We start from the raw sequence: 15,887 nt of genomic DNA, 5'->3' as shown, positions 1-15,887 counted from the left end.
CGATACTAGAGGGATGCCGATCACCTCCTGCCAGTCGAGTTGCATCGGCTGATGCCCGTCTCCCAAAGTCAAGGCCACGCGGGCAAGGCCCTGCTCGTGGCCGGGGTAGCCGTGATCGTGGCCCTCGCGCTGGCATTCCTCGTGGCTCAGGCCGCCAGTCGCGGCGATGTGAGCATCCAACTGGGCGACGAACGCTTCGACGCCGGGCAGAGCGAGCGACTGGCGGAAGAAATCAGCAACAGCGACAACCTGCCCTTCCTCTACGCCGATCTGGTGACCGGCGGCCGACCCCTGTTCGTCACCCACCTCGGCGACGATCCCGCCACCGGCTGGGTGGCCTTCGGGGCCTTCGACCCCGACGATCCCAGTTGCCTCGTCGAGATCGACCGGGACGCCAAGATCCTGGAGAACGCCTGCGATCGGGCCATCACCTACCCCCTCGGGGGCAAGGGCCTGCGGCAATACCCCACCACCGTTGAAGATGGACGGGTGCTGGTGAATCTGAACGGCTTGACCACCACCACCGCCCCACCGCAGAGGGGCTAAGCGAACAGCGCCAACAAGGCCGACTTCTGCACCTTGCGGGTGCCGGTACGGGGAAGTTCGTCAACCACGAGATAACGGGTGGGCCGTTTGTACTCGGCGAGGTGCTCGGCGGCATAGGCCTCGAGGCGGGCCTTGCGCAACGTGCTGCCGGCCCGCAGGCGAACCGCCGCCACCGGAACCTCACCGAGTCGCTCATCGGGCAAGCCCACCACGCTCGCTTCGAGCACCGCCGGGTGCTGCTCCAAGGATTGCTCCACCTCCAGGGCGTACACGCTGTAGCCGCCGCGCTTGATCACGTGCTTGCTCCGACCCTCGAACACCAAGAGTCCCAAGATGCCCTTACGGGCCAGGTCCCCGGTACGCAGCCAACCGTCGACGGTGATCACCGCATCGGTGGCCTCCTCGTCGCCCCAGTAGGCCTTAAGAACACCCGGCCCCCGCACCTGCAGTTCGCCCACCGCACCACTGCGCTGTGCCACCCCGGCCTCATCGACGATGCGCAGCTCGTACCCCGGCAGAGCGAAACCAAGGGCATGGCCGAGCGAACCCGAGAGCCGTTGGAGATACGGCGGCATCACCTTGGCGGCCACGCCGCCTCCTACCTCCACCATCCCGTAGCCCTCCGCGAACGTGGCCTGACCGATGGCCCCCAGCAACGGAAGGGTGACCGTGGCCCCCATCTTCTGGAAGCGCTCGGCCAACTCGCGCGGCATCGCATCGGCACCCGATGCCCACACGCGCACGCTGGTCAGATCGCGCTCCACCGCCCCGGCCTCCTCCAGCATCCGGTACATCGCCGGTACGCCCACGAAGATCGTGGCCCGGCGGGTCTCGATGGCCTGCAACACCACCAACGGGTTGAAGGTGGGCAGGAAGTAGGTAGGGATGCCGGCCACGGCCAACCCGATCAGCACCGCAAACCCCATGATGTGAGCCACGGGCAAGGCAATCACCGCTTCGTCGCGATGCAGGCGCGTGGGCCACACCGCCGCAGTGCTCCACTGACCCACCAACCCCCGATGGGTGAGAGCGGCGCCCTTGGGTTGGCCGGTGGTGCCCGAGGTGTAGAACAACGCCGCGACCTCCTCGGAGCGCGAGGGGTAAGGGCGCTCCATCGGCGCCGCCGCGTCCAACTCGGCGGCCGCCTGCACTACGAGCACCGCGCCGGAATCCTGCACGATGTGGGCGACCTCATCCGGGGTCATCTGGTCGTTGATGGGCGATGGGATGGCCCCGGCCCGAGAAATGGCGCAACAGAGCAACACTTGCTCGTACCCATTGGGGGTGGCCACCACCACCACATCACCCGGCGAGGTGCGCTCGGCGATACCCCCGGCCCAGCGTCGCACCGCCTCGGCAGCCTGGATATAGGTGCGGGCCTCGGCCCCATCGGCTTCGGTTACCAGCACGCGATGGCCATGCACCTCAGACAGCCGGTCCGCCAGGGTGCCCAGCGTAAGATCTCGCTTCAAAAGGAGCGCCGCCCGCGCCAGCGACCTGGTGGTCATAGGCATTGGTCTACCGGGGACGGCGGGCGCCCGCCACCCCGCGCCGGGTTTGCCCGGCCGGGGAAGTGAGGTGCCGAAGGGTCGGCAGCGGCGCGGCTTGGCTCAGATCTTGGTGAGCGGGGCCCACGACAGGAGCAGCACCTTCTCCCCGGCCGTTCGGAAATGCACGACCACCTCGGCCCGGTCGCCTTCCCCGCGAATCTGCAGGATCACACCCTCGCCCCACTTGGGATGCTCAACGTCATCGCCGGTGCTCAAGCCCAGTTGCTCGGCCCCGGTCGGACGGCCCGGGCCAGCCGAGAGTGCCCGCTCCACGATGCGATCGCGATTGGCCCCCACCGTCGCGGCACCGGAGCGGTAACTCGACCCGCCACCGGGCGTGTAGCCGCCCCCGCCGTTGGTGTGGCCTCCCCGACTCGCCCGCCGTTGTTCGATGGGCTCCACCAGATGCTCGGGGATCTCCACCAGGAAACGACTGGGCGGGTTGTACTGCGTGCTGCCGTAGAGGGTGCGGCACCAGGCGTGACTCACATAGAGGCGCTCACGCGCCCGGGTAATGGCGACATAGGCGAGACGACGTTCCTCCTCCATCTCGGTGGGTTCCCCGATGGATCGCAGATGGGGAAACACGCCCTCCTCGAAGCCCACGATGAACACGGCCGGGAACTCGAGACCCTTGGCGGCGTGCACCGTCATGAGCATGACCTGGCTGGTGTCGCCACCGATCTCGTCGGTGTCGGCAACCAAACTCACCTGCTCCAGGAACTCGGCGATGGTCTCGGCGTCCTCAGCCGACCCCACCAACTCCGCCAGATTTTCCAGGCGCCCCTCGGTCTGGATCCCGCGCTCTTCCTGCAGTTCGATCAGGTAGCCCGACCGGTCGAGGAGGGCCTGCAGCAGGGGCGCCGGCCGATCGGCCTGGGCCAAGTCGGCCACGCCCTCGAGCAATCCGAGGAACTCGGCGATCCCCTTCACCGCCGTGCCCGTTACCCCCGCCGCCGCCGCCTGAGTGAGAGCCTCCATAAAGGGAACCCCGTGGGTGGCGGCGTAGAGGTCCAGTTTGGCGATGCTGCCGTCGCCCACTCCCCGCTTAGGACTGTTGATCACCCGTTTCACCGAGACCTCGTCGGTGGGGTTGACCACCGCCTTCAGGTAAGCCAGCGCGTCTTTCACCTCTCGCCGGTCGTAGAACCGGGTACCCCCGATGACCTTGTACGGCACACCGAAGCGGGTGAGGTGTTCCTCCACCACCCGACTCTGGGCGTTGGTGCGGTAAAACACCGCCACGTCATCCCAGCGCAGGTCGCCACCATCGTGGAGGGTAGCGATCTCGCGAGTGACCCACTGGGCTTCTTCCACCTCATCGTTGCCGTGGTAGCGCACGATCTGGCGACCCTCACCCCGGTCGGTCCACAGCACCTTGGGCTGCCGACTCACGTTGTTGGCGATCACGGCATTGGCGGCATCAAGGATCGTCTGCGTCGACCGGTAGTTCTGCTCGAGGGGCACGATGGTGACATCGGGGAACGCCTTCTCGAACTCGAGGATGTTCCGCATGTCGGCGCCCCGGAACTTGTAGATGGACTGGTCGCCGTCGCCCACCACGCACACATTCCGATGCTCCTTTGTCAGCAGGAGCACCAGCTCGTTCTGCACCGCGTTGGTGTCTTGATACTCATCGACCATCACGTGTTTGAAGCGATGGCGATAACTCTCCAACACATCGGGGTAACGCTGGAAAAGGGTGACGGCAAGGCTGAGGAGGTCGTCGAAGTCCATCGCTCCGGCGCGCTCGAGGCGGGCCTGGTACTCGGCGTAAATGTCGGCGATCTTGCGCTCGTAGATCACCTGCGCCCGATCGGTGTAGGCGGCCACGCTCACGTGGTCGTTCTTGGCCGCGCTGATGGTGGCGTGCACCGCCCGGGCGGGAAACCGCTTGGCGTCCAACCCAAGATCGCGGATCACATAGCCGGTGAGGCGGTTGGCATCGGCCTGGTCGTAGATCGTGAACTGCTTGGGGTAGCCGATGCGATCGGCATCTCGGCGCAGGATCCGCACGCAGGCGGAATGGAAGGTGGACACCCACATCTTCTCGGCCACCGGACCCACTAGGGCACCGACGCGGTGCTTCATTTCCTCGGCTGCCTTGTTCGTGAAGGTGATGGCCAGAATCTCGAACGGGCTCACCCCGTGATGTTCGATGAGATACGCGATCCGGTGGGTAAGCACGCGAGTTTTTCCCGAGCCAGCGCCGGCCACGACCAGCAACGGCCCCCCGGTGTGCGTGACGGCCTCGAGTTGCATGCGGTTCAGCCCGGCGAGGAGGGAATCATCGGGAGGACTCATGGGCGCCCCACGCTACAAGCCCACCGGGACATCGCTCACCGACCCACATCCGCCAGGAGTACCCTCGCGTTCCGTGACTGCCCCCCGGGATGTTGTCGTGGTCTTACTCGACAGCCTCAACCGGCATTTGCTCGGAAGTTACGGCGGCAGTGAGTTCGACACGCCGAACCTTGATCGGCTGGCCGCACGGTCGGTGCGCTTCACCAACCACCAGACCGGCTCGCTCCCCTGCATGCCAGCCCGCCACGACCTCCTCGTGGGGGCCCTCGACTTCCCCTGGCGTCCGTGGGGGTCCATTGAGGTGTGGGAGGAAGCCATCACCCACCTGCTGCGCCGAGACGCAGGGATCTCCACGATGCTCGTCTCGGACCACCCGCACCTATTTGAGAGCGGCGGCGAGAACTACCACGCCGACTTCGGTGCCTGGGACTACCGCCGGGGCCACGAGGACGACCCCTGGCGCACCCGCGTGGATCCCTCCTTCATCGGCGCGCCGACGCGGCGCGGCCAGTGGGAGCACGCCTACGACATCTCTCGCAGTTGGTTCCGGTCCGAGGCCGACTTCCCCGGGCCACAAACGATGACCGCCGGGGCCCGGTGGCTGGACGCCGAACTCAGCGCCGAACGCCAACCCCATGAGCGGGCCCTGCTGGTGGTCGACGAGTTCGACCCCCACGAACCCTTCGACGTTCCCGAGCCCTGGGCCACCCGCTACGACCCGGACTGGGAAGGCGAGCGCATGATCTGGCCGCCCTACGCCCGCAACCAGGCCGAATCGGGCCTCAGTGACCGCGAGAGCGTGCACCTGCGGAGCCAGTACGGCGCCAAACTTTCCATGATCGACCACTGGCTCGGGCGGATCCTCGACGTCGTGGATCGTCACCATGCCTGGGACACCACCGCCTTCGTGCTGTGTACCGATCATGGCCACTACCTCGGCGAACGCGGCTTCTGGGGCAAACCGCAGGTTCCCGTGCACCCCGAGATGGGCCACATCCCGCTCCTGATCTCCTGGCCCGGCGTCGCCCCCACCACCACCCACGCCCTCACCACCACCGTGGATCTCCACGCCACCCTGTGCGATGCCTTCGGGGTAAACCCCGAGCACCGCACGCACGGCCATTCGCTCGTGCCGTTACTGGAAGGCCGCACCAGCAGTGTGCGGGAATGGGCCCTGTGCGGCGTGTGGGGACGCGAGGTGCACGTAGCCGACGCCACCCGCACCTTCGCGCGGGCACCGGTGGAGGGAAATCGCCCGCTGTCGATGTTCTCCAATCGCTGGACCACCATGCCGATCCGTGTACTGGGCTACCGAATGCCGCGCCCCGATCACCGCGCCTGGCTGGATCATCTGCCCGGCAGCGACACACCCGTGATTCGCCAGCCCTTCGACGCCAGCGACGCGCTGCCCTTCTGGGCCGGCGGCACCTTCAGCGACGATCTGCTCTACGACCGCGACGAGGCCGACGCCACCGGCGAGGTCCGCAACGACACCGGCGGAGTGGCCGAGACGGAGATGACTGAGCTCCTGCTGGAGGCGCTCAATACCATCGAAGCCCCCACTGAGCAACGCATCCGTCTCGGCCTGGGCTAGAACCAACACCGTGCAGTTTCACAAGCTCACCTCCACCGATGCCTTCATCGTCTTCGACCTAGACGACACCCCCGCCATGGGAGTGGTTCGCCAGGCCCCCAAAGTGCTGCGGGATGGCGCCGAGTTGCTGGCGCGTTCCACCACCTATGCGGCCGCCAGTTTCGGCTTGGCGGTGGGTGGCGGCTCGGCCGGTATCAACGCCAAACCCGACGACCGGGAGGCCGCCGTAGCCGCCTTTGTGGAGGAAGTGGCTCCGCTCGTGGAGGAAGGCCGCTGGCTCCCCGGACCGGGCGTGGGCATTGGAGCAACCGACCTCACGGGCCTGGGGCGGGTGGAACAGCGCCGCGCCGCCTTTGAGGGGACCACCGCCGGCGAGGGCGTCGTGGCCGCCACCCTCGGCGCCTTGGGCTCGCTGGAGGGCAAGCGGCTGGCCATCGTGGGAAGCGGTCCCCTCGCCGAAGCGGCCGCCGCGTCGGCGAGGGCCAATGGAGCCATCGCCCACACCCAGGCCGGTTTCGACAGCCCCTGCGACGCGCTGCTGGTGGCGGGCAAGGCCGGTGTGCTCGAACACGATCTGGCCGACACCGTGAACGCCGCCGTCGTGGTGCCGCTCACACCGGTGCCGGTAACCGCGCGTGCCCTCGCCGTGCTCGGTCGCGCCGGGGTAGTCGTGGTGCCGGACTACCTCTCCACCGCCGCTCCCCTCTTGGCCGCCATGGACCCCGACGGCGGCGATCCCACCACTCGGGTCCACGATGCGGTGGCGGCGCTGGCGCAAGAAGGCACGAACCTGTGGATGGCCGCCACCCTCCAGGCCGAGACCCACCTCGCCAACTGGCGCCCAGCGCTCCCCTTCGGCCGCCCGCTGGCGTGACCCCTCACCCCTTTCGGTTCGGGATCCAGTGCCGCGGACCCGCCCACGGGGTGGGCTGGCGGGCCCTGGCGCGCAAGGTGGAGGATCTCGGCTACTCCACGCTGACCATCGCCGACCACTTCGACGACGGCTTCGCACCCATTCCGGCCCTCATGGCCGCCGCCGATGCCACCACCTCACTGCGGGTCGGCACCATGGTGCTGGCTAACGATTACCGCCACCCCGTGGTGCTAGCCAAGGAAGCCGCCACTCTCGACGTCTTGAGCGGCGGGCGTTTCGAACTGGGGCTCGGCGCCGGATGGATGGCCACCGACTACGCGGCGGCGGGGATGGCACTGGAATCGGCCGGACGCCGGGTGGACCGGCTCGAGGAGTCGCTGCACATCATCCGCGAGATCTTCGATACCCACCCGGTACACCACGACGGCAGTCATTACCGGATTACCGACCTGGTGGGGTACCCGCAACCCCTCACCCCCGGTGGCCCCAAGATCGTGATCGGGGGCGGCGGAAAACGGGTCTTGCGCCTGGCCGCGCACCACGCCGATGTCGTGGCCCTCAACGTGAATCTCGGGGCCGGGGTGATGGACGCCCGTGTCTTCCCCGACGGCACGCCCGAGGCCACCGACCGCAAGATCCGCTGGGTCCGCGAGGCCGCTGGGGAGCGCCTGGGGGGCATTGAACTCCAGGTACGCGTGCACCTCGCCATGATCACCGAGGACCGGGCCGGGGTGATCGAGGAATTGGCCCCGGCCTTCCACCTCACCCCCGCCGAGGCGGCGGCCACCCCCCACGCCATGGTGGGCACCGTGCCCCAAATCGCCGAGCAACTCCTGGCCCAACGGGAGCGGTGGGGCATCTCCTACCTCGGGGTCTCCGGCGACCAACTCGATGCCCTCGCCCCGGTGGTAGCCCAACTCACCGGCACCTGATCTCACCAGGAGGACGGATTAGGCCTTGGGTTCGGCCAGGCAGGTGGCGTCGAGGGCAAACCCCACGGTGCCGTCGGCATCAGCGTCGGCTCCGGGGGGACCAGCGATGCCCACGGCCGACAGGCCATCGGCGCGGGTGCGAATCAGCGACGTGGCGGCATCGGGGTCGCGGAGATCCCGTACCTGGCCGGTCACCTCGATGCGCTGTGCCTGCAGAATCCGAGCGGTGTCGGCGTAGGAGATCGTGTCGGTGAAGGTCTGCACATCGACACCGGTCACAAACCGGTTGACCTCCACGGTGAAGGGCACGCCCAAGGCGGTGGAACCCTCCCCGGTGACCAGCACCACCGGCGGCAACCGGGCGGGGTCGGACGCGGCGGGCGAGGCAGCCTCCAGTCGGCAGGCGGTGACGACGAAGGAACTGCTGGTGCCACCTACCACCACCACCCCTGTGCCCTCCGGTGAAACCGCCGGTGGGACAGGAGCGGTAACGGGCACGGGCGGCACGGTGTCGCCCAGCGACGCGCCGTCATCATCATCGGTCCCCCCTCCCGCGCACGCCGCCAGCACCACCAACGCAGCCACCCCGAGGCGACTCGCTACTCCCATTCAATGGTTCCCGGCGGCTTCGAAGTGATGTCGAGGACCACCCGATTCACTTCACGCACCTCGTTGGTGATGCGAGTGGAGATGCGGGCGAGCACGTCGTGGGGAACTCGTGTCCAGTCGGCGGTCATGGCATCTTCACTCGACACGGGGCGCAGCACCACCGGGTGGCCGTAGGTGCGGCCATCGCCCTGCACCCCCACGGAACGCACGGCGGCGAGGAGTACCACCGGGCACTGCCAGATGTCGCGGTCGAGCCCCGCCGCCGACAACTCATCACGCGCGATCTGGTCGGCGTGGCGGAGGATGTCGATCCGCTCCTGGGTCACTTCCCCCACGATGCGGATGGCCAGGCCCGGGCCGGGAAAGGGTTGACGCCACACGATGGCCTCGGAAAGGCCCAACTCCAAGCCAACCTGGCGCACTTCGTCCTTGAAGAGCGTGCGGAGGGGTTCCACGAGGGAGAACTGCAGATCATCGGGGAGTCCGCCCACGTTGTGGTGGCTCTTGATGTTGGCGGTCCCGGCCCCACCCCCGGACTCCACCACGTCGGGATAGAGGGTGCCCTGCACGAGAAAGTCCACTGCTTCCCCCTGCGCCCCCGGGGCGGCCACCACCTCGCGAGCGGCGGCCTCGAACACGCGGATGAACTCGCGCCCGATGATCTTGCGCTTCTCCTCCGGATCGGTGACGCCCACGAGAGCGGTGAGAAAGCGTTCCTGGGCATCCACCACCTTGAGCGATACCCCGGTGGCGGCCACGAAATCTCGTTCCACCTGTTCGGCTTCCCCTGCCCGCAGAAGGCCGTGGTCCACGAACACACAGGTGAGGCGGTCGCCCACCGCTGCCTGCACGAGGGCCGCCGCCACCGCAGAGTCCACCCCGCCCGACAAGCCACAGAGCACCCGTTTGTCGCCCACGGTGGCTTGGATGGACGCAACCTGTTCCTCGATCACGTTGGTCATCGTCCACGACGGGGCCAGCCCGGCGATGTCGTAGAGAAAGTGCTCCAGCACCGCCTGACCGTGTTCGCTGTGCACGACCTCGGGATGGAACTGCACACCGGCGAGGCGGCGGCGGGGGTCTTCGAAGGCGGCGACGGCGGCGTCGGGGGTGTGGGCGGTCACCACAAACCCCGCCGGGGCCTCCGACACGGCATCGCCGTGGCTCATCCACACCGACTGATCAACCGGTAGCCCCGCCAACAACACGGAGTTGGCGGCGGTCACGGTGAGGCGCGTGCGACCAAACTCCGCCACCCCGGTGCGCTGCACCGTGCCCTGCAACGCCTGGGCCATGGCCTGGAAGCCGTAACAGATCCCCAAGATCGGCACGCCCGCCTCGAACAACGCCGGGTCCACGCTCGGGGCACCCTCGGCGTAGACCGACGCCGGACCCCCCGAGAGCACGATGGCCGCCGGGTTGCGGGCGAGTAGTTCGGGGACCGACATCGTGTGGGGCACGATCTCGCTGTACACGTGCGCCTCCCGCACCCGCCGCGCAATCAACTGGGCATACTGCGCGCCAAAGTCCACCACGAGCACGGTTTCGAGCCCGGCAGTCATGACAGCGCCACCACCTCAGCCTTCTGGAAATCCTTCAGCGTCTGGTAACCACACAGCGCCATCGACCGTCGCAGACCGCCAAGGAGGTTCGACCGGCCGTTGGCCTCACGCGCCGGCCCCACCAAGATTTCCTCGAGGGTGCCATGGCTCTCAACGACGACGCGCTGACCGCGGGGCAAGGTGGCATGAGCCGTGGTGGTGCCCCAGTGATACCCGCGGCCGGGGGCTTCGGCGGCCGCCGCCAGGGGGGCGCCGATCATCACCGCATCAGCCCCGCACACAATGGCCTTGGCGATGTCGCCACCGGTGGTCATCCCGCCATCGGCCACCACGTGCACGTACACACCGGTTTCGTCGAGATGACGCATCCGGGCGGCGCGAGCATCGGCAAGGGCCGTGGCCATCGGGATCCCCACGCCGATCACCCGCCGGGTGGTGCCCGAGGCCGCCGATCCAGCCCCCACCAGCACCCCCGCGGCACCGGTGCGCATGAGGTGCAGGGCCCCTTGGTACGACGAACAACCGCCCACGATCACGGGAATCTCGTAATGGCGGACGAACTCCTTCAGGTTCAGCGGGTCGTTATCGCGCGAGACGTGCTCGGCCGATACCACCGTGCCCTGGATGACCAACAGATCGGGTTCGGCCTGCAGGATGGTGGCCGCTAGGGCGGGAATACCCGAGGGGGTACAGGCCACCGCCACGGTGATCCCAGACGCCTTCAGATCGCCGATGCGCTGCGCCACAAGATCGGGTTGCACCGGAGCGGAATAGATCTCCTGCATCCGCCGCAGGGTGGCCTCGGCAGGGAGGGCGGCAATCTCATCAAGGAATGGTTCCGGGTCGGTGTAACGAGTCCAGAGGCCTTCGACGTGCAGCACCCCCAGGCCGCCCAAGCCAGCCAAGGCGATGGCGGTGGCGGGCGAGACGACGCTGTCGGCGGGCGCCGCCATCACCGGCAGGTCGAAGTGAAAGGCGTCGACATCCCAGGAGATGTCAACGTCTTTTGGATCGCGCGTCCGTCGGCTGGGCACAATGGCGATGTCGTCGAAGCCGTAGGCACGACGTCCGGTCTTACCGATGCCGATCTCGACGTCAGTCATGGCGGCGGGGCGCTCCGTCCCGTTTGAGGAAGGGAGTACCGTAGCCCGTGGGCGACCAATTCCCGCACAACTGGCCTTCCCACTAGCGGTGGCGGAGCCGATCCAGGCCAAACCGGGTGAGGTGAGCCACCAGATCACCGGCCGCCTCCCAGGGCACAAAGTGCCCGCACCGGGCTAGGCGGTGCGGGCCGTCATGGTCGGGAAAGACCACGGCAGCCATCCGGTCGAAATCCGGGTAGATCACATGGTCCGAGGCCCCGAACAGCAGGAGGGCGCGCACATGTTCGTTGCGAGCGAGTTGGCTGGGCTCGGAGCGCTGGGCCAGGTCGAACACGCTGGCGTAGCCGCCGAAGGAGGCCCGCAACCGGGTCTCCTCCCCGAACGGTTCGGTATGGAAATCCACCTGATCGGTACCACCGAAGGGTCCGAACACCCCCGGGGCATCGCCCATAAAGGCACCCGGATGGGCCCAAAATCGTGAGGTGTAGAACGTGGCGATGTAGCGACGACGCTGTTCCGGCGTGGCCAGTTCGTTCGCTAACGCATCGCCATCCATCCCCTGGCGCAGGAAGTAATCGCTCGCCTCGGCGGCGGGACGGGTCTGCATCGATCCCATGCGTTCCCGGTCATAAGGCAGCGGTGAGTTGAACAGGACCAGGCGGTCGGTGAGCGTCGGGAAGCGCAAGGCCATGTCTTGGATCACCGGACCCCCAAGATCGCCGGCGCACAGCATCACGCGCTCGTGGCCGAGGCCCTCGGTAACCAGCGCGTGGAGATCGCGACTGTGGGAGGCCACGTCGTGGAAGCCATCAGGGCCCACGTCGCTGTCGCCAAACCCGCGAAGGTCAGGCACGATCACCTCATACCCTGCCGCCGCTAACGGCTCGATCACCCGCCAGAAGATCCGCTTGCTCTCGGGCCAGCCGTGGACAAGCAGGAGAGGCACCCCGCCGGGGTTTTGGCGGATGTAGGCCTGCGAGAACCCCCGACCAGAGAAGGACTCGATGACGAAGCGTCGCGGATCGATATCGGGCTCCACCATGACCGGAACGCTACCCAGCTTCGCCCCCCCTCGCGAGGCCACGGTGGCGCTGGAGACCGGCCTGACTACACTTGGTCTATGGAGAGCACTCCCCGCCCCTTCCCTCGAGACAGCGACGGCGCGGCGGCAAACGGCCTCGGTTTCAGCGGCTCGGGATACCCGCCCAAGTTTGCCAAGGAGGGGCTCACCTTCGACGACGTTCTCCTCCTCCCGGCGGAGTCGAATGTTCTCCCGTCGGAGGTGAGCACAAGCGCCCTGCTCACGCCCACCATTCGTCTCAACATCCCGATCATCTCCGCCGCCATGGACACGGTGACCGAAGCCGGCCTGGCGATCGCCATGGCTCGCCACGGCGGGATCGGTGTCGTGCACCGGAACCTCTCCTTGGACGATCAGGTACTGGAAGTGGACAAGGTCAAGCGCTCGCAGAGCGGCATGATCACCGATCCGGTCACCCTGCCGCCGGATGCGCCGGTGCGGGCGGCCCTGGACCTCATGGCCCGCTACAAGATCTCGGGCGTCCCGATCGTGAACGGTGCTGGGTTGCTGGTGGGCATCCTCACGAACCGTGACCTGCGTTTTGTAGAGGACCACGACCAGGCCGTTGACCGCGTCATGAAGGCGGCACCGTTAGTCACCGCTCCGGTGGGCACGACGCTCGATGCGGCCAAGGACATCCTCTGGCAGTACCGCATCGAGAAGTTGCCCATCGTCGACGCCGACGGCACGCTGCGCGGCCTCATCACCGTCAAGGACATCAAGAAGCAGACGGAGTACCCCCTCGCCACCCAGGATGAGCGCGGTCGGCTCCGCGTAGCCGCCGCCGTCGGGGTGGGACCCGACGCCATCGAACGGGCCGAAGCCCTCGTGGCGGCCGGCGTCGACCTCCTCGTCGTCGACACCGCCCACGGTCATTCCCAGGGCGTGCTCGATGTAGTGAAGACGATCAAGGGCAGCTTCGACATCGAAGTCATCGGCGGCAACGTCGTCACCGCCGAAGCGGTCGACGCCATGGCCGCCACCGGAGCCGACGGTGTGAAGGTGGGGGTTGGCCCGGGATCGATCTGCACCACTCGCGTGGTAGCCGGGGTGGGGGTTCCGCAGGTGACGGCCATCTATGACTGTTCAGTAGCGGCCAAGCGTCACGGGATCACGCTCATCGCCGACGGGGGCATCCAGCTCTCGGGCGACATCCCCAAAGCGCTGGCCGCCGGAGCCGATGTCGTCATGCTCGGCTCGCTGCTCGCCGGGGTGGACGAGTCGCCGGGCGAGGTGGTGCTGCACCAGGGCGAGCGCTTCAAGGAGTACCGGGGCATGGGGTCGATGGGCGCCATGAAGGCCCGCTCGTTCTCCAAGGACCGCTACTTCCAAGGCGACGTAGTGGACACCGACAAGCTCGTGCCCGAGGGCATCGAGGGTCGCGTGGCCTACAAGGGCCCGCTGGCCAACGTGCTCCACCAGCTCGTCGGCGGCCTCCGTCAGGCCATGGGCTATTGCGGCACCGGCAGCACCGAGGAGCTCAAAGAGCGCGGTCGCTTCATCCGCATCACCGGCGCCGGTCTACGCGAGAGCCACCCCCACGACATCACGATCACCAAGGAAGCCCCGAACTACTGGTAGCGCCGCCGCCCGCCGTGTGTCGGGCCTTCGGCACCCAGGGCGAGCCCGTGCTCTTGAGTGACGCGAGCCTCGGAGCGTGGCGCGTTGGGTGGCTCGTCCTCAAGCAGATCGGCGATCCCGTGGAGGCGGACTACATCGCCGTCGTGAGCGCGGCACTGCCGATGGTCGCCCGGCCGGTGCAAACGGATGCCGGTGATTGGCTCGCGGGTGGTTGGGGAGCGACCGAGTGGATCGACGCGAAGCCCGAACCCGAGCGGTGGGACGAGGTGCTCGCCATCGGCGAAGGACTCCACGCCGCCCTCAAGGGTCTGCGGCCCGATTGGCCCGACGCCCTCGCCGCGCGCACCACGCCCTGGGCGATCGCCGATCGCGTCGCTTGGCACGAACAGCCTGTGCCCGCCGAGCTCTCCGCGGAGGTGCAGGCGAGCATGGCACGGGCGTTGGAGCTCGTCCCGGCTCACGACGACCGACCGGTGCAGGTCGTGCACTGTGACCTCGCCGGCAACGTGCTGTTCCCCGCGCGGGGCCCCGGTGTCGTGATCGACCTGTCGCCCTACCGCCGTCCCGTCGGCTTCGCCACTGCCGTCGCGGTGCTCGATCAGATCTGCTGGCACGGAGCCCCGGCCGAAAGGTCGGACCTCATCGACCCCGGAGACCTCGCGCGAGCGGCCGTCTTCCGCATCGTTGCCGCGGCCCTCCAGTCCGAGGCGGCCGGACGCGCGGAGGCAGAGCGCGCCACACCGCTCCTGCGGTGTCCATGAGTGACGCGCGCCCGTTCGTGGCGGACGATCACGCCTCGGTGCGGGACCTGATCCTGGCGGGCATGCGTGAGCGGTGGGGCGACGCCTACGAGCCGTCCGCCAATCCAGACCTCGACGACATCCGCTCAACCTACGTCGACCGAGGGGCCGATGTCGTCGTGATCGAGGCCGGCGGGCGGATCATCGCGACGGGCACGCTCGTGCCGCTAGACCACGGAACGGGGCAGATCGTGCGCATGTCGGTCGATGCCCGCCATCGCCGCGAGGGCCTGGCTCGCGGGGTGGTCGAACACCTCCTACGCCGAGCGCGGGAGCGGGGCCTGGCGGAGGTGATCGTCCTCACCGACACCCCGTGGGTGAGCGCTCGTGCGCTCTATCGAGCGTGCGGGTTCGTGGAGACCGGCCACGACGACACCGACACCCACTTCTCCCGCAGGCTCGATCAGCCCGGATAGCGCTGAGCGAGATCGGCGAGGACCTGGAGGCAGTCCCGGGCGCACTCCTCGATGATCTGGGCGACTGGCTTGATGTCGTCGATGCGGCCGGCGACCTGGCCTGAGAGCGCCACGGCCGCCTCCATGTCGCCGCCGAAGTAGAGGTCCATGGCGTTGCCGAAGAGGACCATGGCGTTGGTCTCCGTATCGAACTCCAGCGCATTGGTGCGATCGGTGCGCAGGGCCCGCAAGGCGGGCGAGGTGTGCTGGTTCAGGAACACCGTGTCGGTCTCGCGGGCATCGATCACCGCCTGCTTCCAGTTCTCGTGGATGGGTGACTCGAGGGCGGAGACCATGCGAGTGCCGAGTTGCACACCTTCGGCGCCCAACGCCAGGGCGGCGGCCATGGTCGGTCCGTCCACGAAGCCACCGGCGGCGATCACGGGAATGTCGACCTTCGATACCACCAGCGGTAGCAGCACCATCGTGGACACGGGTCGGGGGCTCTTGAAGCCGCCGCCCTCCCCGCCTTCGACGATGAGGCCGTCGACCCCGGCATCCACCGCCTTCAGCGCGCCCTTCAGGTCGGGCACCACGTGGAACACCGTGAGCCCGGCGGCCTTGAGGGCGCCCGTGTACTTCATGGGGCTGCCGGCCGAGGTGGTCACGAACTTCACGCCCTGATCGGCGACGAACTCCACGATGGACGGGTCGCGCACGAAGGCCTGGGCGATGTTCACCCCGAACGGCTTGTCGGTGAGGTCGCGCATCTTGCGGATCTCGTCACGGATGATGTCGAGCTCGCCCGACGACGTCTCGATGATCCCCATGGCGCCGGCGTTGGAGACGGCGCTGGCCAGCGGGGACCGAGCGATCCAGCCCATCGGCGCTTGGACGATGGGGATGTCGACACCGAGGAGTTCAGTGACACGGTTGGAGAAGGTGGCGGTCATGCC

General features: G+C 67.8%; 14 protein-coding genes. 7 read left to right on the top strand and 7 right to left on the bottom strand.

The genetic code is table 11. The features are described 5' to 3' along the window. Positions 1 to 51: 51 nt before the first annotated feature. The gene (locus EXQ71_05725) at positions 52 to 546 is read left to right on the top strand and encodes a hypothetical protein (protein MSO87002.1); all 495 of its coding nucleotides are present in this window, start codon (positions 52 to 54) and stop codon (positions 544 to 546) included. Here EXQ71_05725 and EXQ71_05720 read toward each other — a convergent pair. Next, complete coding sequence (locus tag EXQ71_05720; protein MSO87001.1) at positions 543 to 2,060, bottom strand: hypothetical protein; 1,518 nt, start codon at positions 2,058 to 2,060, stop codon at positions 543 to 545. The genes EXQ71_05725 and EXQ71_05720 overlap by 4 nt on opposite strands. Before the next feature lie 96 nt (positions 2,061 to 2,156). Then, positions 2,157 to 4,400 (bottom strand): DNA helicase PcrA, encoded by a 2,244-nt coding sequence (gene pcrA / locus EXQ71_05715; GenBank protein ID MSO87000.1) that lies wholly within the window; start codon positions 4,398 to 4,400, stop codon positions 2,157 to 2,159. Here pcrA and EXQ71_05710 point away from each other — a divergent pair. The 3 genes from EXQ71_05710 to EXQ71_05700 are packed head-to-tail and all read left to right on the top strand — an operon-like array spanning position 4,399 to position 7,800. After that, positions 4,399 to 5,994, top strand: a complete 1,596-nt coding sequence (locus tag EXQ71_05710; protein MSO86999.1) for a sulfatase — start codon at positions 4,399 to 4,401, stop codon at positions 5,992 to 5,994. The two genes, pcrA and EXQ71_05710, sit on opposite strands and share 2 nt — an antisense overlap. 10 nt (positions 5,995 to 6,004) lie before the next feature. Beyond that, positions 6,005 to 6,868 carry a hypothetical protein gene (locus EXQ71_05705; protein ID MSO86998.1) on the top strand — a complete coding sequence of 288 codons (864 nt, stop codon included), beginning with the start codon at positions 6,005 to 6,007 and terminating at the stop codon, positions 6,866 to 6,868. Beyond that, entirely contained in the window at positions 6,787 to 7,800 is a 1,014-nt protein-coding gene (locus EXQ71_05700) for a TIGR03621 family F420-dependent LLM class oxidoreductase (protein ID MSO86997.1), read from the top strand. Before EXQ71_05705 ends, EXQ71_05700 begins: the two co-directional genes overlap by 82 nt. Before the next feature lie 18 nt (positions 7,801 to 7,818). Here EXQ71_05700 and EXQ71_05695 read toward each other — a convergent pair whose 3' ends face one another. The 4 genes from EXQ71_05695 to EXQ71_05680 all read right to left on the bottom strand — a co-directional run bounded on the left by EXQ71_05695 (position 7,819) and on the right by EXQ71_05680 (position 12,116). Further along, positions 7,819 to 8,409, bottom strand: coding sequence for a hypothetical protein (locus EXQ71_05695; GenBank protein MSO86996.1), 591 nt, complete (start codon positions 8,407 to 8,409; stop codon positions 7,819 to 7,821). Further along, a complete protein-coding gene (gene guaA / locus EXQ71_05690; GenBank protein MSO86995.1) occupies positions 8,400 to 9,971 on the bottom strand; it encodes a glutamine-hydrolyzing GMP synthase in 1,572 nt (523 codons plus the stop codon). The genes EXQ71_05695 and guaA overlap by 10 nt, the downstream gene beginning before the upstream one ends. After that, complete coding sequence (locus tag EXQ71_05685; protein MSO86994.1) at positions 9,968 to 11,074, bottom strand: GuaB3 family IMP dehydrogenase-related protein; 1,107 nt, start codon at positions 11,072 to 11,074, stop codon at positions 9,968 to 9,970. The genes guaA and EXQ71_05685 overlap by 4 nt, the downstream gene beginning before the upstream one ends. An 82-nt stretch (positions 11,075 to 11,156) precedes the next feature. Beyond that, positions 11,157 to 12,116 carry an alpha/beta hydrolase gene (locus tag EXQ71_05680; protein ID MSO86993.1) on the bottom strand — a complete coding sequence of 320 codons (960 nt, stop codon included), beginning with the start codon at positions 12,114 to 12,116 and terminating at the stop codon, positions 11,157 to 11,159. A gap of 78 nt (positions 12,117 to 12,194) precedes the next feature. Here EXQ71_05680 and guaB point away from each other — a divergent pair, with 78 nt between their 5' ends. From guaB to EXQ71_05665, 3 genes are read left to right on the top strand one after another with little or no spacing between them, the layout of a single operon-like run. Beyond that, complete coding sequence (guaB, locus tag EXQ71_05675) at positions 12,195 to 13,736, top strand: IMP dehydrogenase (GenBank protein ID MSO86992.1); 1,542 nt, start codon at positions 12,195 to 12,197, stop codon at positions 13,734 to 13,736. 47 nt (positions 13,737 to 13,783) lie between these two features. Then, positions 13,784 to 14,497, top strand: a complete 714-nt coding sequence (locus tag EXQ71_05670; GenBank protein ID MSO86991.1) for a hypothetical protein — start codon at positions 13,784 to 13,786, stop codon at positions 14,495 to 14,497. After that, entirely contained in the window at positions 14,494 to 14,952 is a 459-nt protein-coding gene (locus tag EXQ71_05665) for a GNAT family N-acetyltransferase (protein MSO86990.1), read from the top strand. Before EXQ71_05670 ends, EXQ71_05665 begins: the two co-directional genes overlap by 4 nt. On the opposite strand, the gene EXQ71_05660 is transcribed toward EXQ71_05665, so the two are convergent. After that, complete coding sequence (locus EXQ71_05660; protein ID MSO86989.1) at positions 14,940 to 15,884, bottom strand: nitronate monooxygenase; 945 nt, start codon at positions 15,882 to 15,884, stop codon at positions 14,940 to 14,942. The two genes, EXQ71_05665 and EXQ71_05660, sit on opposite strands and share 13 nt — an antisense overlap. Between the last annotated feature and the right edge of the window lie 3 nt (positions 15,885 to 15,887).

The organism is Acidimicrobiia bacterium (assembly GCA_009694375.1).
GTDB lineage: Bacteria > Actinomycetota > Acidimicrobiia > Acidimicrobiales > VFJN01 > VFJN01.
This window is presented reverse-complemented; position numbering and strand designations above follow the sequence as displayed.

What these genes read in the sequence shown, in the direction of transcription:
- EXQ71_05725 (MSO87002.1), top strand. Translation starts at nt 52, where the DNA reads ATGCCCGTCTCCCAAAGTCAAGGCCACGCGGGCAAGGCCCTGCTCGTG.
- EXQ71_05720 (MSO87001.1), bottom strand. Translation starts at nt 2,060, where the DNA reads ATGCCTATGACCACCAGGTCGCTGGCGCGGGCGGCGCTCCTTTTGAAG.
- EXQ71_05710 (MSO86999.1), top strand. Translation starts at nt 4,399, where the DNA reads ATGGGCGCCCCACGCTACAAGCCCACCGGGACATCGCTCACCGACCCA.
- pcrA (MSO87000.1), bottom strand. Translation starts at nt 4,400, where the DNA reads ATGAGTCCTCCCGATGATTCCCTCCTCGCCGGGCTGAACCGCATGCAA.
- EXQ71_05695 (MSO86996.1), bottom strand. Translation starts at nt 8,409, where the DNA reads ATGGGAGTAGCGAGTCGCCTCGGGGTGGCTGCGTTGGTGGTGCTGGCG.
- guaA (MSO86995.1), bottom strand. Translation starts at nt 9,971, where the DNA reads ATGACTGCCGGGCTCGAAACCGTGCTCGTGGTGGACTTTGGCGCGCAG.
- EXQ71_05685 (MSO86994.1), bottom strand. Translation starts at nt 11,074, where the DNA reads ATGACTGACGTCGAGATCGGCATCGGTAAGACCGGACGTCGTGCCTAC.
- EXQ71_05680 (MSO86993.1), bottom strand. Translation starts at nt 12,116, where the DNA reads ATGGTGGAGCCCGATATCGATCCGCGACGCTTCGTCATCGAGTCCTTC.
- guaB (MSO86992.1), top strand. Translation starts at nt 12,195, where the DNA reads ATGGAGAGCACTCCCCGCCCCTTCCCTCGAGACAGCGACGGCGCGGCG.
- EXQ71_05665 (MSO86990.1), top strand. Translation starts at nt 14,494, where the DNA reads ATGAGTGACGCGCGCCCGTTCGTGGCGGACGATCACGCCTCGGTGCGG.
- EXQ71_05660 (MSO86989.1), bottom strand. Translation starts at nt 15,884, where the DNA reads ATGACCGCCACCTTCTCCAACCGTGTCACTGAACTCCTCGGTGTCGAC.